This is a genomic window from Mycetohabitans endofungorum (assembly GCF_002927045.1).
GTDB classification, from domain to species: domain Bacteria; phylum Pseudomonadota; class Gammaproteobacteria; order Burkholderiales; family Burkholderiaceae; genus Mycetohabitans; species Mycetohabitans endofungorum.
The window spans coordinates 212,114-232,361 of the sequence record NZ_PRDW01000001.1 but is presented as its reverse complement, the minus strand read 5'-3'; the positions used below and the strand labels follow the sequence as shown (position 1 = coordinate 232,361).

The 20,248-nt window shown below is 62.7% G+C and carries 22 protein-coding genes and 1 tRNA gene; 13 read left to right on the top strand and 10 right to left on the bottom strand.

The features are described 5' to 3' along the window. Nucleotides 1-146: 146 nt before the first annotated feature. A complete protein-coding gene (gene fdxA / locus B0O95_RS01115) occupies nt 147-470 on the top strand; it encodes a ferredoxin FdxA (RefSeq protein WP_076785251.1) in 324 nt (107 codons plus the stop codon). Between the two features lie 106 nt (nt 471-576). Next, a tRNA-Asn gene (locus tag B0O95_RS01110) sits at nt 577-652 on the top strand. 93 nt (nt 653-745) lie between these two features. Here B0O95_RS01110 and B0O95_RS01105 read toward each other — a convergent pair. The 4 genes from B0O95_RS01105 to B0O95_RS15740 all read right to left on the bottom strand — a co-directional run bounded on the left by B0O95_RS01105 (nt 746) and on the right by B0O95_RS15740 (nt 3,709). Next, nucleotides 746-1,183: a DUF29 domain-containing protein gene (locus B0O95_RS01105; RefSeq protein ID WP_104076210.1), complete on the bottom strand. Its 438-nt coding sequence runs from the start codon at nt 1,181-1,183 to the stop codon at nt 746-748. Nucleotides 1,184-1,483: 300 nt separating this feature from the next. Then, on the bottom strand, nt 1,484-2,500 hold the full coding sequence (locus tag B0O95_RS01100) for an IS110 family RNA-guided transposase (protein ID WP_104076209.1): 1,017 nt from the start codon (nt 2,498-2,500) through the stop codon (nt 1,484-1,486). A 427-nt stretch (nt 2,501-2,927) separates the two neighbouring features. After that, complete coding sequence (locus B0O95_RS01090; protein ID WP_370641735.1) at nt 2,928-3,293, bottom strand: hypothetical protein; 366 nt, start codon at nt 3,291-3,293, stop codon at nt 2,928-2,930. Between the two features lie 257 nt (nt 3,294-3,550). After that, nucleotides 3,551-3,709, bottom strand: coding sequence for a hypothetical protein (locus tag B0O95_RS15740; RefSeq protein WP_158249433.1), 159 nt, complete (start codon nt 3,707-3,709; stop codon nt 3,551-3,553). Nucleotides 3,710-3,728: 19 nt separating this feature from the next. Here B0O95_RS15740 and B0O95_RS01085 point away from each other — a divergent pair, with 19 nt between their 5' ends. Continuing rightward, nucleotides 3,729-4,205: a CreA family protein gene (locus tag B0O95_RS01085; RefSeq protein ID WP_370641737.1), complete on the top strand. Its 477-nt coding sequence runs from the start codon at nt 3,729-3,731 to the stop codon at nt 4,203-4,205. Nucleotides 4,206-4,726: 521 nt separating this feature from the next. On the opposite strand, the gene B0O95_RS01080 is transcribed toward B0O95_RS01085, so the two are convergent. Further along, a complete protein-coding gene (locus B0O95_RS01080) occupies nt 4,727-5,131 on the bottom strand; it encodes a hypothetical protein (protein ID WP_104076208.1) in 405 nt (134 codons plus the stop codon). 309 nt (nt 5,132-5,440) lie between these two features. Here B0O95_RS01080 and B0O95_RS01075 point away from each other — a divergent pair, with 309 nt between their 5' ends. From B0O95_RS01075 to B0O95_RS01055, 5 genes are all read left to right on the top strand, one after another. Beyond that, nucleotides 5,441-6,847 (top strand): MATE family efflux transporter, encoded by a 1,407-nt coding sequence (locus tag B0O95_RS01075; RefSeq protein ID WP_104076207.1) that lies wholly within the window; start codon nt 5,441-5,443, stop codon nt 6,845-6,847. A gap of 306 nt (nt 6,848-7,153) precedes the next feature. Then, complete coding sequence (locus tag B0O95_RS01070; protein WP_104076343.1) at nt 7,154-8,797, top strand: phospholipase D family protein; 1,644 nt, start codon at nt 7,154-7,156, stop codon at nt 8,795-8,797. 64 nt (nt 8,798-8,861) lie between these two features. After that, nucleotides 8,862-10,259: a class II fumarate hydratase gene (fumC, locus tag B0O95_RS01065; RefSeq protein WP_104076342.1), complete on the top strand. Its 1,398-nt coding sequence runs from the start codon at nt 8,862-8,864 to the stop codon at nt 10,257-10,259. A gap of 185 nt (nt 10,260-10,444) precedes the next feature. After that, nucleotides 10,445-11,281, top strand: a complete 837-nt coding sequence (locus B0O95_RS01060) for a thymidylate synthase (RefSeq protein ID WP_104076206.1) — start codon at nt 10,445-10,447, stop codon at nt 11,279-11,281. Between the two features lie 228 nt (nt 11,282-11,509). After that, nucleotides 11,510-12,007 carry a dihydrofolate reductase gene (locus tag B0O95_RS01055; protein ID WP_104076205.1) on the top strand — a complete coding sequence of 166 codons (498 nt, stop codon included), beginning with the start codon at nt 11,510-11,512 and terminating at the stop codon, nt 12,005-12,007. 13 nt (nt 12,008-12,020) lie between these two features. On the opposite strand, the gene pmbA is transcribed toward B0O95_RS01055, so the two are convergent. Next, nucleotides 12,021-13,403, bottom strand: coding sequence for a metalloprotease PmbA (gene pmbA / locus B0O95_RS01050; RefSeq protein WP_370641734.1), 1,383 nt, complete (start codon nt 13,401-13,403; stop codon nt 12,021-12,023). Nucleotides 13,404-13,470: 67 nt separating this feature from the next. On the opposite strand from pmbA, the gene yjgA reads away from it, so the two are divergent. Then, the gene (gene yjgA / locus B0O95_RS01045) at nt 13,471-14,100 is read left to right on the top strand and encodes a ribosome biogenesis factor YjgA (RefSeq protein WP_104076203.1); all 630 of its coding nucleotides are present in this window, start codon (nt 13,471-13,473) and stop codon (nt 14,098-14,100) included. Then, nucleotides 14,084-14,713 carry a molybdopterin adenylyltransferase gene (gene mog / locus B0O95_RS01040; protein ID WP_104076202.1) on the top strand — a complete coding sequence of 210 codons (630 nt, stop codon included), beginning with the start codon at nt 14,084-14,086 and terminating at the stop codon, nt 14,711-14,713. The genes yjgA and mog overlap by 17 nt, the downstream gene beginning before the upstream one ends. Before the next feature lie 75 nt (nt 14,714-14,788). On the opposite strand, the gene orn is transcribed toward mog, so the two are convergent. After that, nucleotides 14,789-15,403 carry an oligoribonuclease gene (gene orn / locus B0O95_RS01035; protein WP_104076201.1) on the bottom strand — a complete coding sequence of 205 codons (615 nt, stop codon included), beginning with the start codon at nt 15,401-15,403 and terminating at the stop codon, nt 14,789-14,791. Between the two features lie 110 nt (nt 15,404-15,513). Between orn and B0O95_RS01030 the strand changes: the two genes are divergently transcribed. The 3 genes from B0O95_RS01030 to B0O95_RS17335 all read left to right on the top strand — a co-directional run bounded on the left by B0O95_RS01030 (nt 15,514) and on the right by B0O95_RS17335 (nt 17,930). Next, on the top strand, nt 15,514-16,767 hold the full coding sequence (locus B0O95_RS01030; protein ID WP_104076200.1) for a M48 family metallopeptidase: 1,254 nt from the start codon (nt 15,514-15,516) through the stop codon (nt 16,765-16,767). Continuing rightward, the gene (gene rsgA, locus B0O95_RS01025) at nt 16,764-17,741 is read left to right on the top strand and encodes a ribosome small subunit-dependent GTPase A (RefSeq protein ID WP_233202999.1); all 978 of its coding nucleotides are present in this window, start codon (nt 16,764-16,766) and stop codon (nt 17,739-17,741) included. Before B0O95_RS01030 ends, rsgA begins: the two co-directional genes overlap by 4 nt. 66 nt (nt 17,742-17,807) lie before the next feature. Beyond that, nucleotides 17,808-17,930, top strand: a complete 123-nt coding sequence (locus B0O95_RS17335) for a DUF7577 domain-containing protein (protein ID WP_422393282.1) — start codon at nt 17,808-17,810, stop codon at nt 17,928-17,930. A gap of 29 nt (nt 17,931-17,959) precedes the next feature. Here the strand turns inward: B0O95_RS17335 and B0O95_RS01020 are convergent, their stop codons facing one another. From B0O95_RS01020 to rplS, 3 genes are all read right to left on the bottom strand, one after another. Continuing rightward, a complete protein-coding gene (locus B0O95_RS01020) occupies nt 17,960-18,898 on the bottom strand; it encodes a CobD/CbiB family protein (RefSeq protein ID WP_104076340.1) in 939 nt (312 codons plus the stop codon). Between the two features lie 180 nt (nt 18,899-19,078). Beyond that, nucleotides 19,079-19,753 (bottom strand): CoA pyrophosphatase, encoded by a 675-nt coding sequence (locus B0O95_RS01015; RefSeq protein WP_104076199.1) that lies wholly within the window; start codon nt 19,751-19,753, stop codon nt 19,079-19,081. 62 nt (nt 19,754-19,815) lie between these two features. Further along, the gene (rplS, locus tag B0O95_RS01010; protein ID WP_104076198.1) at nt 19,816-20,202 is read right to left on the bottom strand and encodes a 50S ribosomal protein L19; all 387 of its coding nucleotides are present in this window, start codon (nt 20,200-20,202) and stop codon (nt 19,816-19,818) included. Nucleotides 20,203-20,248: the final 46 nt, after the last annotated feature.

Sequence of the window (20,248 nt, the reverse complement as noted above, 5' to 3'; positions counted from 1 at the left end):
AAAGACATCACCAAAGTGTATAACAGCATCGGGCGGGAAACAGCGACGTGGCAATGCGGTGCGCTACAATAATTATTTTGTACAATGGTGGTGTCTGTGGCTTCATTGCGCGCCCACATCGCTATACACAGAGTGCAGGAGCTTCAATGACTCACGTTGTGACCGAAAGCTGCATCAAGTGCCGCTATACCGACTGCGTCGACGTATGCCCAGTGGACTGCTTTCGCGAAGGTCCGAACTTCCTCGCAATCGACCCGGATGAGTGCATCGATTGCGCGGTTTGCGTGGCGGAATGCCCGGTCAATGCGATCTATGCGGAAGAAGACGTCCCCGGCGACCAGCAACAATTCATCCAATTGAACGCGGAACTGGCGAAGGACTGGCCCAGCATCACGAGGACCAAGCCTGCGCTGCCGGACGCGGAGGAATGGAAAGACGTGAAAGACAAGCTGAAGCTGCTCGAGCGATGAGCGCGACGCACGCGCGCCGGGTGCGTCGATGATCGATGACATCACGCTTGGACGCACCCTGTTGACAAGACGATAAGACGCCGATAGAATTTCATTTCTCTGCTGTTCCCCGATAGCTCAGTCGGTAGAGCGCCGGACTGTTAATCCGTAGGTCCCTGGTTCGAGCCCAGGTCGGGGAGCCAAAAAAATCAAGGGGTTGCGTGAAAACGCAACCCCTTTTGCTTTCAGTTACTTTTCTATATTAGACAGTGTCTAATATTCCTCGTTGTTGGTCGTTATTCGGGATGAAATTCTTGCGCAAGCACGTCATCGACGGACCACGGCAATGCTTCGGGGAACACATCAAGGTCAAGCCCCGTTTCGTTGCTCGCGAGGCTACGCGCCTTTGACCACACTATATCGAGCCACGCCGCATCGCTGAACTTGCCGCGCAGGCTCGGCGCTTCATTGAGCACGTAGGCCACTTCCTTGCGTTGCGTGCGGATCGTGAACTGCCAGCTCTTGCTGCGACGTGACGGCTGAAACTGCCACTTCAGCAGATGCGCAAGGAGAACCGACATGTGGCTCGCCAGTTCACGTTGCTCGCTCTTGCCCACGTCCTCGATCTCCTCGGCGATATGCTCAACGTCGATGGCTGACAACTTGCCAGCACGCAGCAGCGCAGCTTGCTCGCCTGCCCACGCCACCACGTCCTGTTCATATCTCGTTCCCATGAACGCACTCCACTGAAAACGTAGGACCATACTATACCCCGATGGGGGTATATCAACCCTTTTTCGTCGTCTAATTTCTGTCAATAAGATCCCTCTCTGTTGCAATGCTTCATAGAGGCCGTCTCGTTGTCGTCTACGTGGTCGCAGTGCGCCACAACGTGCCGTTTGAAAGTCGCTACAGCGTTCCGATGTGATTGCCGCGGTTGGGACCGCAAAGAGGGTGAAGGAATCGCTGCGGCGACGTAATCAGCCTAAATGAAGCGTTCGGCTCTGGCAGTGCAAATAGTTAAATCGAATCCACTATCTGATCGCCTTGAAGTCTGTTTGTCCCTTCCACATAGAGAGCAGTACGGTCGCTAATTTGCGCGCGGTGGCGACTATCGCCTTGCGAGCGCCAATGCGAGCAATAAGCGTTAGTGCCCATCGTCTCAAATCGCAGTCCTGCCGGTATCGGCAGATCAGAGAGGACGCTGCTTCGAACAGTAGATGGCGCGTAAGCCGGCATCCTGCCTTCGAAATGCCTGCGTTGCGATCGACATTGCCGGATTGATATTTTGTCGGAGTCAGCCCAAGGTAGGGTCCAATGTCACGCACACTCCGGAAGCGCTCAGCATTGTCAACAGCCGATGCAAACGCCACTGCAGTCAGTGAGCCCACGCCGGGAACGGTCATCAAGCGCCGACAGACCGAACTTGCTTGAGCAACGCGACGGATGGCCTGATCGAGTGCATGAATTTGAGTTCCAATATGGCGCAAGCTGTCTATTAGGATATCAAGTACGCCTTGTACGAGCGATGAGGGCGGCATGTTTTGCTCGACAAGCCGTTCGAATGGCACACCTTTACCTGCCGGCAGGATGACACCAAACGTCTTAAGTACGCCCCGAATCTGGTTATATAAACCGGTTCGCATGCTCACAAGTTTTCCGCGCGCGGCCAGCAGAAGTCGCACTTCGTGGCTAGCCATGCTCTTGACCTCGACACCCCGGTACCATCCGCTGCGCGTGAGCTGAGCGATGCCACGTGCGTCGTTGGTATCCGTCTTGTTCAGTTGGGTCGCCAGAGCCGCGTGGACGTGGCGAGCGTGAATGCAATCGAGCGGGATACCCTTGGCTCGCAATCGATGATATAGCCATACGGCGAGTGGACCCGTTTCCATTCCGACCCGCACCGCCTCCGGTGCATGCAGACGAATAGCTCGGGCGATCTCTTCAGGATTCGAGCTTACATTTCCATGCCATACGGTCTTCCCATCGCGATCAACAACGCAAATCGCCGTAATCTTTTGGGACACATCGAGACCCACATACGTTTCCATGTTCGCCTCCAAAGTAAGTCGCAGAGACAATTACAGCATGTGGTTCATCGAGGATTTCGCGGACATATGCCCAAACGACGCCCGGCATGCTTCGATAGTCGCCGGTATCGAAGAGAGCCAGCCATTTATTTAACGTCTTTTCGGGCACGCTGATTCGTGCGGCAAAAGCAGATCGCGTAAGCTCGAGTGACCGCATCGCCTCTCGCAAAAATTCCCGTTGCGTTTACACCTTGGTTTTACCTCCTGCCATCAAATCACTCCACGAACAATCGAGGCAAAGGTTTGCTGGGTCACTGCCACGCCGCTGCCCGGATTGCCCACGCGATATCCAGCGGTTTTCCCCGGGGTTATGCACCGCGGACAGGCCAGTTATCCCCAGCTTGTCCACAGCGCGCCAGCTTACCGGTGATGCGGCGCGCCGATCAGCTCACTTGCCGCATTTCAGATTGCATGCATCGCCGGACGGATCGCCTCGATCGGCCCGCCGCCGCCGCTCGTCCGGCGGACCATGTTGGAACTTCGAGTCGGGCGCAGAAGCGGCAAAATGCATCTGCGGGTGCTCGTTGAAGCGGAACTGGTCGCTCAGAATACCGTCCGGCACGCCAGGCTTGTTTTGTGCCCACGCTTCGGCCGGCAGGCTCAACACGAGGGTCACGACGCCCGCGCAAGCGAGCAGGGCGGCACTCGAGTGCGCGCGGTGCGGCGCGCCACCGCAAGAGGGCTGACGTGGCGCACGCCGATACAGGGGCGGGGCGTTGACGGAACAAAGCGACAATCGTTTGAACACACGCATGGTGGCAAGCAAGAAAAATGGCGATTTCAATCAGCGCCGCCCGCATGGCATAACGCCGCATACTTGTTGTGGCCCGCATGCGCAGCGAACTGAGACCATAGCGTAACGGAAGAACGGCGTCGCTGCTCCGTTGGCCAAAAACGCCGGGTTCGATTTCACGTTACGCAGGGTTACCCGCGTCATCGGCGCCGATCGTTGCGACATTGGTGGTAGATTGAACCGTGTACCCTTGCGCCGCCCGGGGCCGCCGACTTATTTCAAGTGACCATGATGCCATCCTGCCTTTCGATGCCGTGCCTTGCATTCTCCTTTGCCCGACCGCCTAACGCCGTATGGGCGATGCGCGCGGCGCCCGATCCAGCCACCACCGTCGCCGCGGCACGGGTCCGCGCGCCGACCGCCGTGCGGTCAGACATTGAGATGGCTTCGTCAAGCATCAAGCGAACGGCGACGGGTGTCGCGCTGGCCATCGCCGCGCTGCTGTGCTGGTGCGCGACGGCCCGTGCAGAAGAGATCGGAAGCGTCAATACGAATTTTCGAATTACCGGGTCGGACCGGGTCGTGGTCGAGGCCTATGACGATCCGGCTGTCAACGGTGTCACCTGTTACGTGTCGCGCGCGCGTATTGGCGGGGTCAAGGGCGCGCTGGGCGTTGCCGAGGATCCGACCGAAGCGTCGATCGCCTGCCGGCAGGTTGCCGCCCTGCAATTCAAGGCGCCGCTGCCGCTGCAAACCGACGTCTTCTCGAAACGGATATCGCCAATCTTCAAGACATTGCATGTCGTGCGCATGGTTGACCGCAAGCGCAATGCGCTGGTCTATCTGACCTACAGTGATCGTGTCGTGTCGGGCAGTGCGAAGAACAGCGTGACGGCTGTACCGGTGCAGGACCAGTCCATCCCGCTCAGGTAACCCGTGCCCGGCGCCGATCCTCCTGCGACCGAGACCACGCGCTATTGGCACAGGGGCGCGAACCTGTTGTGCGAATCGCAGCAGTACAACCGCTGGGCCGAGATAAAGCACATGCATAATACGTACATGCGCCGATTTCCGGGCATCTGTTGAGAAGTCAAAAGTGCTACGGCACGCCGACCTCCTCGCGCGTCGCATCGGGCAGATCAGGCGTCAGTTCGGCCAGGAGCCACTCCTTCCAAAAATAACTGGCGGCGCATTGCATCGAGCACGCCGGGCCGGCCGTCGTGCCGCGCGCGCAAGCCGGCGATCAGCGCGGCAAACGCCGGCCACGCGCGGGCAAAATGCATTCGGCCAATGCGAGCGACGGATCAAACGCCACCGCCAGCTCATCGCGGACTCATGCGGACATCGCCGGGACGATGCCAGGCAACTCCAGGCCGGAACCACTCCAGGTAGATTAGAGCAGCAGGCGACGGGTCGGCGCGCGCCGGCGACGGCGGCGCCACCCGCATCACCGATCAGTTCTGCGCGCCCTTGTCGGCCGCCGCCGCGCCGCCCGTTTGCTCATTGAGCGTCTGGGCCGCGTCCCGCTTGGCTGCCTTACGCTGTTGCTTGGCCGCCTTCAACTGGCTGTGGTACTCCTGCTTGAGCGCCTTTTTGTTGGCGCTGTACTCCGCGTTGGCCGCCGCGTCCGCATCGCGCTTCTGCACGAGCGGATCGACTGGAGCCGGTGCGACGATACGCTGACCGGTGCCCGTGCCACTGCTGCCCGCCGTGGAATCCGCGCCGCTGTACGCGCCCACGCCAACGGCTGCGCTAGCGGTCTCGCCGCCTTGAACCAGCGTTTGCGCAAAGGCGGCAACAGTGGCGGCCGTCAACGCGGCGCCCAGCGCGATACAACGGATTTGACAAATTGCAGTCATTAGATGCCTCCCTATGAAGTCGATCAATGAAACGGCACAAGGCCGCATGGTCAAACGCTCCCACGCGCCTGCCGGCCTGCCCGTGCGTGACAGCCTAGCATAGCGTGCACGCATCGGTCCTTTAAACTAACTCGTGCTGGCGCGGGAGGTTCGCCGCGGTTTCGATTATTACCTGTCGTTTCGTTCACCAGCGTTTGCTTACAACCGGTGATCGACCCCGGCATTTCGTATGCGGACACACCAAACCGGAGCTTTTTCCTTAGTAGACTGCGCTGTTAAGATCAGCAATTACCTTCCGGTTCGCTTTTAATGACAAATCTTGGTACTGCCCAGGGCACACTGGCACACCATCACGGCAAGCCTACGCTCGCTCATCATGCAACCGCGACGGCGCGCCTAGCAGCGCCGCTCGCCATCGCACAACTGGCGCAAATGGCGATGGGCGTCACCGACACAATCCTGCTCGGCTCACTGGGTCCCGACGCGCTGGCGGCCGGCGGACTTGGCGCCAATCTATTTTTCACCACCATGACCCTGCTGCAAGGCGTGCTCCAGTCGGTCAGCGTGACGGTCGCACAAGCGCGCGGCGCCCAGGCAGAGCATCGCGTGCCGTCGATCTACTGGACGGGCCTTGCGCTATCGCTGGCGCTGGCGGTGCCGGCGTTCGTGCTGCTGAGCTTCGCGGCACCGCTGCTGGTGAAAGCAGGCCAGCCGTCGGCGTTGGCCGAACATGTCGGCCAATACACGGGCGTGTTGCGCTGGGCGGCACTGGGCAGCCTGATCGGCATCGGCATGATGCGCGCGTTCCTACCGGCGATCGGCGCCGCGCGACGGCTGTTGTGGGTATCGGTGGGTGGCCTCGTGCTGAACGGCGTGCTGAACTATGGGTTGATCCATGGCGCATGGGGCTTGCCGCGCATGGGGTTTCTCGGCTCCGCGGCGGCCACGACAATCACGATCTGGCTGACCGCGCTCGTGCTACTCGCGCTGTTGCACCTGCCCGAACGATTCCGGCACTTCGTCGCTGGCTCGCGCCGCCCGCGCTGGTCCGTGATGTCCGAGCTGCTCGCGCTCGGCTGGCCGATCGCCGTGACGTACGGTGTCGAGACGATGCTATTCCTCGCGACGAGCCTGGCGGTGGGCACACTCGGCGCAGCCGCCCTCGCGGCGCACCAGATTGCGCTGAACGTCGCATCGACCACTTTCATGGTGCCGCTGGCCATTGCGCAGGCCGCCAATGTCCGGGTCGGGTACTGGGCGGGCGCACGTCATCCCGTCGAGGCACGCCGCGCCGGGTTCGTCGCGCTGGTGTTGGGAGGTGGCTTCATGGCGGCGTCCGGCGCCGTGATGACGTGGGCGCCACACGGCATCATCGTGCTTTATCTGAACCCGCATGAGCCATCCAATGCAGCGACGATCTCGCTGGCCGCATCGCTGCTGACAGTGGCGGCTGTATTCCAAATCGTGGACGGACTGCAAACCGTCGGAGCCGGCTGCCTGCGTGGGCTGCGCGACACGCGCGTACCGATGCTGCTGGCCGCCACCGGCTATTGGGGCATCGGCTATCCGACCGGCTATTGGCTCGCTTTCCATGCCGGCCTGGGCGCGAAGGGATTATGGTGGGGTCTGGCCGCGGGGCTGGCCACGGTCGCGTGCCTGATGGTCGCCCGGTTTTACTGGAAAAGCCGGGCGCTCGGACGTGGCTCCGCGGCATAACGGCGTGGCAGATCGCAACGGCGGCGCCCGCGCGAGCGCGCACACCGGCCAGCAGGCCATACCGGCAACGGGCCGGATTCAAATAAAATGAATATTCGCGCAGAATCACCGCGCGCAGCGCCACGCAGCGGCGAAGCGGCGCGGCAACCACGACAGCACCGCTCGGGTACCGGCGGGCTGCCACTCAATACGCCGGCGCGCACCGGCCAGATCGGAGCAAACGTGAGCGCAAGCGGGTGCCGAACCACGGGCCTTCCGGCTCGCACCTGGATCCCCCGGAGGCGCCAAGCGGCCGCGGCGACACGCATGGCCGTGGCCGGCGCGGCGGCACGGTGGCGGGCGATGCTGCCGGCCATGCTGTTGCTCGCGATATCATCGATGCTGTGTGCCGGCTGCACGATGCCTCTGCCGCAGGCTGGCGCGCGTGCGGCGCCGGTGACCCGTGCGCTGTCCGGCGACACCGTCACGCCACTGTCGCGCGCCGTGCAGGCGGCCTCGTTGGCCCATGGCGGCCTGGACGGATTCCGCTTGCTCGCCGACGGCACCGACGCGCTGCAGATGCGCGTCGCGCTCGCGCACGCGGCCACGCGCACATTGGATCTGCAGTACTACATTGCTGAAGAAGACAACACCGGTAAGCTGCTGCTGGCCGCGGCGCTCTACGCGGCCGATCATGGCGTGCGCGTACGCATGCTGGTCGATGACTTGAATTTCAAGGACATCGATAAGACGATGGCCGCGCTGAACCTGCATCCGAGCATCGAGATCCGTGTGTTCAATCCGTTCTCGTGCGCCGAGGTCGGCTTGCTAGGCAAAATCACGAACCTGCTGACGAACCTGGACAAGCTGACGCACCGGATGCATAACAAGGCGATGATCGCCGACAACCAGATCGCGATCATCGGCGGACGCAACCTTGGCGATGCATACTTCAACGCCAGTACAGACCTGGACTTCCGGGACTTGGACGTGTTCGCCGCCGGCCCGATCGTGGCCGGCATCTCGGCAAGCTTCGACGCGTACTGGAACAGCGACCTGGCCTATCCACTCAAAGCGCTGAACCGACAGCGTTTCGATCCGGACGATATCGATAAGGTGCGCGTAGCGCTGCGTCGGCACTGGCGGCAGACGGCCGATGCGCTCGGCGCGAGGCCGTTGAACGCGACGCCGCTCGCGCAGCAGATCCGTCTCGGCCAGTTGGGCTTGACGTGGGCCCCTGCACAGCTCGCTGTTGATTCCCCGCGCAAGGCGAAGCTGCCAGTCGGGCACTATGAAAGTCCGCCGATCAAGCGCCTGATGGAACGGGTTCTTGCCGCGCGCAGCGAAGTGCTGGCGATTTCACCCTACTTCGTGCCACGCGATAGCGTCATCGCATTGACGCGTCAATTGGTTGGCCGTGGCGTGCGGGTGGCGGTACTGACCAATTCGCTGGCGGCAACCGACGCCCCCGCCGTGCAGGCGGGCTATGCACCGTATCGCGAACCGCTGTTGCGTGCCGGCGCACAGCTCTACGAATTCAAGTCGATCGCGCGCAACGGCAACGGCCGCACAACGCCCGGCATCAGCGGCTCCCGCTCCCGTTCGAGCCTGCACACAAAAGCCTATGTGATCGACCGCGAGACGCTGGTCATCGGCTCGATGAACCTCGACCCCCGCTCAGTCCATTTGAATACGGAGTTGGCGTTGTTCATCCATAGCAAGGCGCTCGCCGAGCAGCAGGCGCGGCTGTTCGAACGCGCGATCGCTCCAGAATTCAGCTACCAACTACGCCTGGCCACGCCCGAGGAACGGGCACAGTTGCGCGCAGTCGGCGCGCCGGCTTCACCGCTCGTCTGGACCGACGTCGAGGATGGGCATGTCGTCATGTATAACTTCGACCCGGACGCCGGCCTCGCACGCAATGTGCTCACCGGCTTGCTTTTCTTCCTGCCGCTGCGTGATCAACTGTGAACGGCCGCCGCGGCAGCCCTGTCCGATCACTATGGACCTCGTGTCCGCACTTCTGGAGCATAAAATGACAGAAAATGTCAGGATGGAACGTGACACGTTTGGCGCCATCGCCGTGCCTGCGGACCGGCTGTGGGGAGCGCAAACCCAACGATCGCTGCAATATTTCAAGATCTCCACAGAGAAGCAGCCATCGGAGTTGATTCACGCGCTGGCGATCGTCAAGCGCGCCGCAGCGCAAGTCAACCAAGCGCTTGGCGTGCTGCCCGCCGATAAGGCACGCGCAATCATTGCCGCGGCAGACGAGATCCTCGCCGGCGAGCACGCGGCGCAATTCCCACTGGCGGTCTGGCAAACGGGCTCGGGTACGCAAACCAACATGAACCTGAACGAGGTAATCGCCAACCGCGCGAGCGAGTATCTGGGCGGTGAACGCGGCGAGGCGCGCCTGGTGCATCCGAACGACGACGTGAATCGCGGCCAGTCGTCCAACGACGCGTTCCCGACTGCGATGCATATCGCCGCCGCACAAGGCATCGCAACGCGGCTCAAACCAGCGCTGATCAAGCTGCGCGACACGCTCGCGCACAAGTGCGCCGCTTTTGCCGACATCGTGAAGATTGGCCGCACGCACCTGCAGGATGCCACGCCACTGACGCTGGGCCAGGAATTTTCAGGCTACGTCGCCCAGCTCGACCAGGGGATGCGCCATCTGGACGCGACGCTGCCCCATCTGTACGAACTCGCGCTTGGCGGCACCGCAGTCGGCACCGGATTGAACGCCCATCCGCAATTCGCGCAAAAGGTCGCCGCGGCAATCGGCCGGCTCACCGGACTGCCGTTCACCACCGCGCCGAACAAGTTCGAGGTGATGGCTGCCGCCGACGCACTGGTGGCCGCGCACGGCGCGCTGAAAACGATCGCCGCAAGTCTGATGAAGATCGCCAACGACATCCGCTGGCTCGCGTCGGGACCCCGCTGTGGGTTGGGTGAGCTCACGATCCCCGAAAACGAGCCGGGCAGCTCGATCATGCCCGGTAAGGTCAATCCGACCCAGGCGGAGGCGCTGACGATGCTATGCTGCCAGGTCTTCGGCAACGACGTCGCCGTAAATTTCGGCGGCGCGAGCGGCAATTTCGAACTCAACGTTTTCCGGCCGATGATCGCGCACAATGTGCTGCAATCAATCCGGCTGCTGACGGACGGCGTGCTGAGCTTCAACGATCACTGCGCGATCGGCATCGAGCCAAACCGGGCACGGATCGACGCGCTGCTCAACGAGTCGCTGATGCTGGTCACCGCGCTGAACCCCCACATCGGCTATGACAAGGCAGCACAAATTGCCAAGAAGGCACACCACGAAGGCACCACGCTGAAGGCCGCCGCGCTGGCGCTCGGCTATCTGACCGCTGAGCAGTTCGATGAGTGGGTTCGACCGCGGGACATGATCGGCACACGTGGCTAGCCGGCCGCACCGCCGGTGCCCGCACGGCAGTCCTAAGCTTTCGTGCCGCCGTCGGTCAACTCCTCGGGCTTAAGCTCGACAATCGCATCGAGCGCCTGCCTGACGTCCATGGCGGTCACGTAGAATAGTGCATTCGCCGTTTCCAGCCACTTTCCCCGACCGGGTCCGCAACCCGGTTCCAGACCATGGATGCACCGTATCTGTCTATTCTCAAGGATTTGCTCGAACGCGGCACGCTCAAGAGCGACCGCACCGGTACGGGCACGCGCTCACTGTTCGGCGTGTCGTACCGGCATGACTTGTCCACTGGCTTCCCGCTGCTGACCACCAAGAAACTGCACGTGCGCTCGATCCTGCACGAGTTGCTGTGGTTCCTGCGCGGGGACACGAACATCCGCTACCTGCATCAAAACGGCGTGACGATCTGGGACGAATGGGCGACGCCCGACGGCGAACTCGGCCCCGTGTACGGCGCGCAGTGGCGGTCTTGGCCCAATCCCGATGGCACCCGGACCGACCAGGTGCAGGCGCTGCTCGACTCGCTGCGCACGAAGCCGGACAGCCGCCGGCACATCCTCAACGCATGGAATGTATCGTTCCTACCCGACGAGTCGAAGTCCCCGGTGCAGAACGCGCTCGAGGGCCGCATGGCGCTGCCGCCGTGCCACATCCTGTACCAGTTCTACATTGCCGACGGCAAGCTGAGCTGCATGCTGACCCAGCGCTCCGGCGACTGGTTTCTCGGCATTCCATACAATTGCGCATCGGTGGCGTTTCTGACCCATATGATCGCGCAGCAACTCGGCTTGCAACCCGGCGAAATCGTCCACTCGATCGGCGACGCCCACTTGTACCTGAATCACGTCGAACAGGCCCGGCTGCAGCTCACCCGCACGCCGCGGCCGCTGCCCCGGTTGATCATCAAGCGACAGCCGGACACCCTATTCGCCTACCGCTTCGAAGACTTCGAGATCGCCGGCTACGATCCGCATCCCCATATTGCTGCCCCGATCGCTGTGTAGACGGACAGCGCCGGGATCTGAGCGGCCCCGGCCCGGGCCGGCCGGCGGCGTCAACCGCGATTGCCGTGCTCATGCCCGCCGCCGCTCGCCGAATGCGGATTCGCGTGGCGTGGTGGCACGGGCTGCGGCCGCTTGAGTCGAAGAATCAACTGAACCGAGCAGTCGGCTACAATCGGGCATGCGCGGCCCGCCCTCGCGCACCCTGCTTGTTTAACTGACGGTGGATCAATGACGACGCTTTGCCTGATCGTCGCGCGCGCACGCAACGGCGTGATCGGACGCGACAACGCGCTGCCCTGGCGGCTACCCGAGGATCTTGCGCACTTCAAGCGCACCACAATGGGTGCACCGCTGATCATGGGACGCAAGACCCACGAGTCGATTGGACGCGCGCTGCCGGGCCGCCGGAACATCGTCGTGACGCGCGATGCGGCGCGACGCTTCGATGGCTGCGACACCGTCACGAGCCTGGACGCGGCGCTCGCGCTGTGCGAAACGCTGCATGCGCCACTTGCATACCTGATCGGCGGCGCCCAGTTGTATCGCGAAGGGATCGGGCGCGCCGAGCGACTGATCGTCACCGAGATCGATCACACGTTCGAAGGCGACGCAACGTTTGCCGCGCCGTCACCGCAGCACTGGCGGGAGGTGTCGCGCGAAACCCATCGCGCGGGCCCACCGGACGACTTCGACTACGCGTTCGTCGAATACGAAAGAATCCGCTGACCCGCCGCGCGACTCACTGGCCGGCAATCGTCATCTGCTCGATCAGCACCGAGCCGGTTTCCTTCGTGCCGCGCACGATCTTATCGGCGCCGATCGCGACGATTTGCGCAAACATCTGTTGCAGCGTGCTGGCGACCGTGATCTCTTCGACCGGATACTGAATCTCGCCATTCTCGACCCAGAATCCGGACGCGCCACGCGAGTAGTCGCCCGTGACATAGTTCACTCCCTGCCCCATCAACTCGGTCAACAGCAGACCGGTGCCGAGCTTGCGCAACATCGCGCGGAAATCATCGTCGTCGCGCGTGAGCGTGCTGGTCAATGACAGATTGTGCGAACCGCCGGCATTACCGGTGGTCTGCATGCCCAGCTTGCGCGCCGAATACGTCGACAGGAAGTACCCCTGTACGACGCCGTCGCGCACGACGTCGCGCCGCGTGGTGCGCACACCCTCCTCGTCAAACGGTGCACTGCCCAGCGCGCGGGGCACATGCGGATCCTCACGCACCTGCACGTGCGGCGCGAATACGGGCTTGCCGAGCGAATCGGTCAGGAAGCTCGTCTTGCGATACAACGCCCCGCCGCTGGTCGCCTGCACGAACGCACCGAGCAGACCAACGGCGAGCGGCGCTTCGAACAATACTGGGCATTTGCGGGTATCGAGCCGGCGTGCGCCGATACGCGCCAGCGCACGCTCGGCAGCATAGCGGCCCACGGCCTCGGGCGTGGCCATTTCGGCTGCGCAGCGGCGCGTCGTGTACCAGTCGTCACGCTGCATCTGCTGGCCACTGCCGGCAATCGGCGCGCAGGCGATATAGTGCCGGGAGTACGGATAGCCGCCGACAAAGCCGCGCGAGGTGGCCAGCACGAACTGCGAATGCTGCGCGGACACGCTCGCGCCTTCACTGTTGCGGATCCGCGGGTCGGTGTCGAAGGCCGCCTGTTCGGCGCGGCGCGCGATCTCGACCGCGTCGTCGGCATGCAGCTCCCACGGGTGGAACAAATCCAAATCCAGCGGATGCCTCTCGAGTAGCTCCGCTTCGGCGAGCCCGGCGCAGTTGTCCTCCGCGGTGAACCGCGCGATGCTGTACGCGGCCGATACCGTATCGCGCAGCGCCGCCGGCGAAAAATCGGACGTGCTCGCATTGCCGCGCTTGTTGCCGATGAATACGGTCACCCCCATCGTCTTGTCGCGGTTGTGCTCGATTGTCTCGACCTCGCCTCGCCGTACCGACACCGATAAGCCGTCGCCCTCCGAGATCTCAGTCGCGGCATCGGTTGCGCCAAGCGCCTTTGCGTGTCGCAGGATGTCCGCCGCGATGTCCTTCAGTTGCGCCTGGGTGTGCGGAAACACGCGCTGGTGTGCTGCCATGTCAGTTCGATCCTCGGTTTTCATGATGCGATCATAACAAGCCGTTTGCCCAACCGCGAGGACGGCACGCGACACGCGCTAAAATACGCGCATGACGCGCAAGACACGAACCACGGCGGCGACGCAGCCGCAACCGCTCGCCGACCACCAGGGCGGCCGCGATGACACACGGCCGAGCAAATCGCAACTCAAACGGGAAATGACGGCGCTGCAGGCGCTGGGCGCCGAGATTGTTGAGCTGCCCAAGGATGCGTTCAAGCACATGCCGTTACCCGAGGACCTAGCTGACGCGGTACGCGAAGCGCGCCGCATCACGGACCATGAGGGCAAGCGACGGCAATTGCAATATGTGGGGCGGCTGATGCGCGGGCTGCCGGACACCGACGTGGCAGCACTGCGCACCGCGCTGGACACCTACAACGGCACGAACAAAGCCGAGACGGCGCGATTGCACTGGGTCGAGCGCACCCGCGCGCAGTTGCTCGCGAGCGACGAGGCGCTCACCGAGTTTCTGCGCGCCCATCCGGGCGCCGACGTCCAGCAAGGCCGCACGCTGATCCGCAATGCGCGGCGCGAGGCGGTCCAAAGCAAGCCGCCGCGCTATTTCAGAGAACTGTTCCAGTGGATCAAAGAGGTAGCCGGTGATCCGGACCCACGCGCAGAACACGCCGGGGTCCCCGCTTCTTCCGACGACGAGCAAGACGATGACAACACCGCATGACCGTGCCGACAAACTGGTCGTCGGCCTGGTTTCGATCAGCGACCGCGCCAGTGCCGGGGTCTACGAGGACCAGGGCATCCCCGCGCTACAGGCATGGCTGAGCGACACGCTCACGAGTCCGTGGCAGGCGCACGCGCGGCTGATCGCCGACGATGCAACCACCATCTCACGCACGCTGATCGAACTCGTGGACGAGGCTCACTGCAACCTCGTGCTTACCACCGGCGGCACCGGCCCCGCCCGGCGCGACGTCACGCCGGAGGCGACGCTGGCGGTGAGCACTCGGACGATGCCCGGTTTTGGCGAGCAAATGCGCCAGATCAGCCTGCATTTCGTGCCAACGGCGATTCTGTCGCGCCAAGTGGCGGTCATTCGCGAAACGGCCGATCACGCGGCGCTGATCGTGAACCTGCCCGGCCAGCCAAAGTCGATCCGTGAAACGCTCGAGGGCGTGCGTGACGCGCGGGGAAACGTGATCGTCAATGGCATCTTCGCCGCCGTGCCGTACTGCATCGACTTGATCGGCGGCCCGTATATCGAAACTGACCCGGCGCATGTGGCCACATTCCGGCCCAAGAGCGCGATCCGGCCAAAGCCGCCGGCCGCAACCTGAGCGCGGACCGCGCGGTACCGGCCGGCTCGGCCCGCGCAGCCGACTCAGCCAGCACAGCCGACTTCAGCCGGCGCGTCAGCCCACCTGCGGCATCGCGGCGGCGTCGGACGCTCGCAGGAAATGCTCACGGTAGTACTTCAACTCGTCGATCGACTCATGAATGTCGGCCAGCGCGGTATGCAATGCGCGCTTCTGGAATCCCTTGTAGACCGCTGGCTGCCAGCGGCGGCACAACTCCTTCAGCGTGCTCACGTCGAGATTACGATAGTGAAAGAATGCCTCCAGTTCTGGCATCCAGCGCGCCATGAAACGACGGTCCTGGCAAATCGAGTTGCCACACATCGGCGACTTGCCAGCCGGCACGTATTGCGACAGGAACGCGAGCAATTGCGCGGCCGCGTCAGCTTCGGTGACCGACGATGCACGAACCCGTTCGATCAGGCCCGAGCGGCCATGCGTGCTCTTGTTCCATTGATCCATCGCATCCAGCGTCGAATCCGACTGATGGATCGCCAGTACCGGACCTTCGACGACCACCGCCAAGTTCGAATCGGTGACCACCACCGCGACCTCGAGGATCCGGTCGGTGTTCGGCAGCAAGCCGGTCATCTCCATATCCAGCCAGATCAGGTTGAATTCGCTTTTGGCCAACATGGGCTGGCCGCCGGGTTGCTGCAGGTCAGGACTCATTCAAACGCCTTAAAATGGATTCCTCGCTATTTTGCCCGAAGCGACGCAGCGGCGACACCCGCAGCGAACGTGCGAGAATAGGCGCATTACAGCGTTCCCATGGATAACGGATGTTTACGATCCTCTTTGTCGTCGCGCTCGTCGCGATGATTGCCACCCGGCTGTGGCTCGCGAGCCGACAGATCCGGCACGTCGCCAGCCATCGTAATGCGGTCCCCGACGGGTTCCGCGACACGATCTCGCTGCAGGCCCACCAGCGCGCAGCCGACTACACGGTGTCGCTGACGCGGCTCGCCATGCTGGAACTCGGCGTGGGTGGCGCATTGCTGGTCGCGTTGACGTTGTTGGGCGGCCTGCAATGGTTGGATACCTTGCTTAGTGGATGGCTGGGTCGCGGATATGCGGGTCAGATTGCGCTGGTGGCCGCGGTCGCCGCCATCATGGGACTGGTCGATTTGCCGTTCGATTATGCGCGGCACTTTGTCATCGAAGCACGGTTCGGCTTCAACAGGATGTCGCGCAAGCTTTTTTTTGCCGACCTGGTGAAGGGAACGTTACTCGGCGCGCTGTTTGGCCTGCCGCTGTTGTTCGTCGTGCTGTGGCTGATGCAGCAGGCCGGCGCGATGTGGTGGATTTGGGCGTGGCTCGTCTGGGTCGCGTTCAGCGTCGGCGTGCTGATCCTGTATCCGAGCGTAATCGCACCACTGTTCAACAAGTTCGAGCCGCTGACCGACGTATCGCTGCGTGAGCGCATCGAATCGTTGATGCACCGTTGCGGCTTCGCCGCCAAAGGGCTGTTCGTGATGGACGGCAGCCGGCGCTCCGCGCATGGCAATGCCTACTTTACCGGCTTTGGCGCAGCCAAGCGGATTGTGTTCTTCGACACGCTGCTCAGCCGGCTCGATGGCAGCGAGATCGAGGCGGTGCTAGCGCACGAACTCGGTCATTTCAAGCACCGGCACGTGCTTAAGCGCATGATCATCACGTTTGCCTTGTCATTCGCGCTGCTCGCGTTGCTCGGCTGGCTCGCCCAACGTCCGTGGTTCTACACGGGCCTGGGCGTTACGCCGTCGATGACCGGCTCGAACAACGCGCTTGCATTGATCCTGTTCTTTCTCGTGATGCCGGTCTTCCTGTTTTTTGTGACGCCGCTCACCAGCCTATCGTCGCGCAAGCATGAGTTCGAGGCCGACGCCTTCGCTGCGACGCAGGCACGCGCACAGGATTTGATCAGCGCGCTGGTCAAGCTCTATCAGGACAATGCATCGACGCTGACGCCCGACCCGGTCTACTGCGCGTTCTATTATTCCCACCCGCCCGCGGCGCAGCGCATTGAGCGGCTGCTGGCACGCGCACGCGCATGAGCAGCCGCGCAGTGCGCGGCGCACCGCGTCGCACGGGCCCGGCAGCAACACAACGCGGCGGCGATCACGACCGAATAGAGGACCCCGGCAAGGGCCGGGTCATCGCCGCACATGGCCGGCATTATGTGGTTCAGCCCGACAGGGGTGGTTCGCTACTGCAGTGCTTTCCACGCGGCAAAAAGAGCGAAGTCGCCGTTGGCGACCGCGTCAGCTTCGAGGCGACATCCGCGGACCAGGGGGTCATCGTCGCGACCGATGCGCGACGCAATCTGCTGTTTCGCTCAGACCAGTTCAAATCAAAGCGCTTTGCGGCCAACCTCGATCAGTTACTGATCGTACTGGCCACCGAACCGCATTTCAGCGAGGATTTGCTCGGCCGCGCACTGGTGGCCGCCGAAGCCCATCAGCTCGAACCAGTGGTGCTGCTGAACAAAGCCGACTTGCTCGACGCACTGCCGCTTGCCCGCAAACGCGTCGCATTCTACGCGGCACTCGGCTACCGGGTCGTCGAGGTGTCCGCGACCGGTGCCGCCGATGCCACGCACGCCACACTCACACCGCTACTCGCGCATCGCGCTACCCTGCTGCTCGGCCAGTCCGGTATGGGCAAGTCAACACTGGTGAATCTGCTGGTGCCGCACGCAAACGCCGCGACGCGCGACATTTCATCGGCGCTGAACAGCGGCCGCCATACCACCACGTTCACTCGCTGGTATGCGTTACCGAACGGCGGGGCGTTGATTGACTCGCCAGGTTTCCAGGAGTTCGGACTGTATCATTTGACCGAGGGCCAACTCGAACGCGCCTTTCCCGAATTCCGCCCGCTGCTCGGCGGTTGTCGTTTCTACAATTGCCATCATTTGCACGAGCCGGGCTGTGCGATACTGGACGCTGTGGCGCAAGGCCACATCGCGCCGGCGCGCCATGCGTTGTATGCGCAGCTGCTGCACGAAGCAAGCCAGGTGGTCCGATAGCGCGCCGGAACTATGGCTCGTCGATGAGCGCGATGCGCCTCTTGCGCGACAAATGCTGCTCGCGGGGTGACGAGCGATGCCGGCGTCCGGCGGCCGGGATGGCACTGCCCACGCTGTGGCGAGAGGCTTGAAGCACAATTCACGCTGTGCTGGCAGTGCGACACCCCTCGCGATCCACGCGACGGTTGATGCAGCGGATGCGTCACGATGCCGCTCGCCTAGCCGACCCACACCGCCACAGTCAGCATCAGCAATAACAACATCCACAGGATGACGGCGCGCCAGACGAGGCCCACCGCCGATTGCAATGTCCGCGGCGTGCAATCCTCGCCCACCGGTACCGGGCCGACATCGGTGGAGAACAGCGCGTCGACGCTGGACGGCTCGGCCAGCGGGCCCGCCAGGCGTGCCCCCAGTGCGCCGCCGCCGGCGGACAGCAACACATCCTCGTTCGGATCCGGCCACTGCTGCGTGGTATTGCGCCAAGCGTAAATCGCGTCCTCGAAGTTGCCGACGATCGCGAAACCCATGGCGGTCAGCCGAGCCGGTAGCCAGTCGATGACAAAAAACGCCTGCCGCGCAAAGGCGGCAAAGGCTGGCGTGCGGTCCGATACCGTATCGTTCCAGGTCCGCGCCAAATGCTCAGCCACTCGATAGAGGACGGCGCCGGCAGGTCCGATCGGCACGACGAACCAAAAGAACACGCCAAAAACATGCCGGTGCGACGCGATCACCGCGCGAATCAGCGTATGGCGCACGATCTCGCTGACCGGCATGTCGACCGTGTCCAGGCCGGTCCACTGCGCGAGGATTTCACGCGCGCGCGGCACGTCATCGTTGTTCAGTGCGAGATGGATGTCGGTGAAATAATGGCTGAACTGCCGGAAGCCAAGCGTCAAATAGACGATCACCACATTCCAGAGGAACGCCAGTACGAAACTGATCCGATACAACAGGTAGTAGATCAGCGCGACCGCTAGCGTCCATGGAACAGCGACGGAAAGCCATGCAAGCAATCCATGCTTGCGCTTGCCGGCATCGAACGCTTGCGCCGCACTGGTCGCGTGATAGTGAAGCAGCATCGACACGGGATTGTGCGGCGACAGCGCCCGCAACTGTTCAATAATCAGAGCCAGCAATACGGAAAAAAAGGTCATGCGCAGCGCCGTAATACGGTTTGGTACAAGAGTACCGATGAAGATGGCGTAAAGATAGCACAGTGCCTCGGCTCGACGGTCATTGATCTGGAACTTGTTACGCAGACGCGATAGACAGCAGTTGGACAACGCTGGTCACGGCACGACACAACCGTGCGGCACACGGCGGGACGCCGGCTGCTATGCGGTCAGAAACCGATACAGGTTGCGCAGCATGCCTGCAGTGGCACCCCAGATGAAATAGTCGCCGCGGCCGTCCAGTCGTGGATACGGCATCGCAAAAAAACGGCGCTCCGCATTTTCCGAACGAAAAACGCGTATTTGATGATGGGACGGATCCATCAGGAAGGCGAGCGGCACCTCGAAAATCTCTGCCACTTCATAGCCGTCGGCCACCGTCGAAAAGGGCGGATGAACCAAGCCGACGACCGGTGTGACGCGAAATCCCGTGCCGGTCAGGTACTCGGGCAACGTCCCCAGCACCTCGACGCGATCCCCCGGCAGGCCGACTTCTTCCCGTGCCTCACGCAAGGCCGTCGCGGTCGCGTCTGCGTCATCCGGCTCGCGTCGCCCGCCCGGAAAACTGACTTGCCCGGCATGGTCGGTCAGCATGTCTCCGCGCTGCGTCAACAATACCGTGACAGCGTCGCGAATCACCAACGGCACCAGCACCGCGGCCTGCCGCGGGTCGCCGCGCGTCCATCGCACCTCATGCGGCTCCGCAGTCCAGCGCAGTTCCTGCTGGAACCGCTCGCGCAAGCCGCGCGGCGTCAACCGGCCCGGGGCAACCAGCGCCAAGGGCGTATCGCTCAACTCAACGGGCAGCAGCTCAGGATTGAAGATCGGCCGGCTCATGGTGCAATAGGATCACCAACGAAAAAAGCACCCCGGCGGGGGTGCTTTTTCCAGTGCTGTGCTTAATCGTGGGACGCTGGGCGTTCCTTATACGACAGCTTTTCCTTGATCCGAGCGGACTTGCCCGAACGCTCGCGCAGGTAGTACAGCTTCGCACGGCGTACGTCGCCACGGCGCTTCACGACAATGCCGGCGATCAGTGGCGAGTACGTTTGAAACGTCCGCTCGACGCCTTCGCCCGACGAAATCTTGCGGACGATGAACGACGAGTTCAGGCCACGATTGCGCTTCGCGATCACCACGCCTTCATACGCTTGTACACGCTTGCGAGTGCCTTCGACCACGTTCACGTTGACTACGACCGTGTCACCCGGCGCAAAGGCCGGGATGGTCTTGCCCGCGAGCACGCGCTCGATTTCTTCCTGCTCGAGTTTTGCAATCAGATTCATGACTGACTCCTGTAACCATCTTGCCGGCGTTTTCTTACCCCGATCA

Coding starts and splice junctions, on each gene's coding strand:
- yjgA (WP_104076203.1), top strand. CDS start 13,471: ATGACGCGCAAGACACGAACCACGGCGGCGACGCAGCCGCAACCGCTC.
- fdxA (WP_076785251.1), top strand. CDS start 147: ATGACTCACGTTGTGACCGAAAGCTGCATCAAGTGCCGCTATACCGAC.
- B0O95_RS01105 (WP_104076210.1), bottom strand. CDS start 1,183: ATGGGAACGAGATATGAACAGGACGTGGTGGCGTGGGCAGGCGAGCAA.
- rsgA (WP_233202999.1), top strand. CDS start 16,764: ATGAGCAGCCGCGCAGTGCGCGGCGCACCGCGTCGCACGGGCCCGGCA.
- B0O95_RS01015 (WP_104076199.1), bottom strand. CDS start 19,753: ATGAGCCGGCCGATCTTCAATCCTGAGCTGCTGCCCGTTGAGTTGAGC.
- rplS (WP_104076198.1), bottom strand. CDS start 20,202: ATGAATCTGATTGCAAAACTCGAGCAGGAAGAAATCGAGCGCGTGCTC.
- B0O95_RS01075 (WP_104076207.1), top strand. CDS start 5,441: ATGACAAATCTTGGTACTGCCCAGGGCACACTGGCACACCATCACGGC.
- pmbA (WP_370641734.1), bottom strand. CDS start 13,403: ATGAAAACCGAGGATCGAACTGACATGGCAGCACACCAGCGCGTGTTT.
- B0O95_RS01080 (WP_104076208.1), bottom strand. CDS start 5,131: ATGACTGCAATTTGTCAAATCCGTTGTATCGCGCTGGGCGCCGCGTTG.
- mog (WP_104076202.1), top strand. CDS start 14,084: ATGACAACACCGCATGACCGTGCCGACAAACTGGTCGTCGGCCTGGTT.
- B0O95_RS01020 (WP_104076340.1), bottom strand. CDS start 18,898: ATGACCTTTTTTTCCGTATTGCTGGCTCTGATTATTGAACAGTTGCGG.
- B0O95_RS01030 (WP_104076200.1), top strand. CDS start 15,514: ATGTTTACGATCCTCTTTGTCGTCGCGCTCGTCGCGATGATTGCCACC.
- B0O95_RS15740 (WP_158249433.1), bottom strand. CDS start 3,709: ATGTCTGACCGCACGGCGGTCGGCGCGCGGACCCGTGCCGCGGCGACG.
- B0O95_RS01090 (WP_370641735.1), bottom strand. CDS start 3,293: ATGCGTGTGTTCAAACGATTGTCGCTTTGTTCCGTCAACGCCCCGCCC.
- orn (WP_104076201.1), bottom strand. CDS start 15,403: ATGAGTCCTGACCTGCAGCAACCCGGCGGCCAGCCCATGTTGGCCAAA.
- B0O95_RS01060 (WP_104076206.1), top strand. CDS start 10,445: ATGGATGCACCGTATCTGTCTATTCTCAAGGATTTGCTCGAACGCGGC.
- B0O95_RS01100 (WP_104076209.1), bottom strand. CDS start 2,500: ATGGAAACGTATGTGGGTCTCGATGTGTCCCAAAAGATTACGGCGATT.
- B0O95_RS01070 (WP_104076343.1), top strand. CDS start 7,154: ATGGCCGTGGCCGGCGCGGCGGCACGGTGGCGGGCGATGCTGCCGGCC.
- B0O95_RS01055 (WP_104076205.1), top strand. CDS start 11,510: ATGACGACGCTTTGCCTGATCGTCGCGCGCGCACGCAACGGCGTGATC.
- fumC (WP_104076342.1), top strand. CDS start 8,862: ATGACAGAAAATGTCAGGATGGAACGTGACACGTTTGGCGCCATCGCC.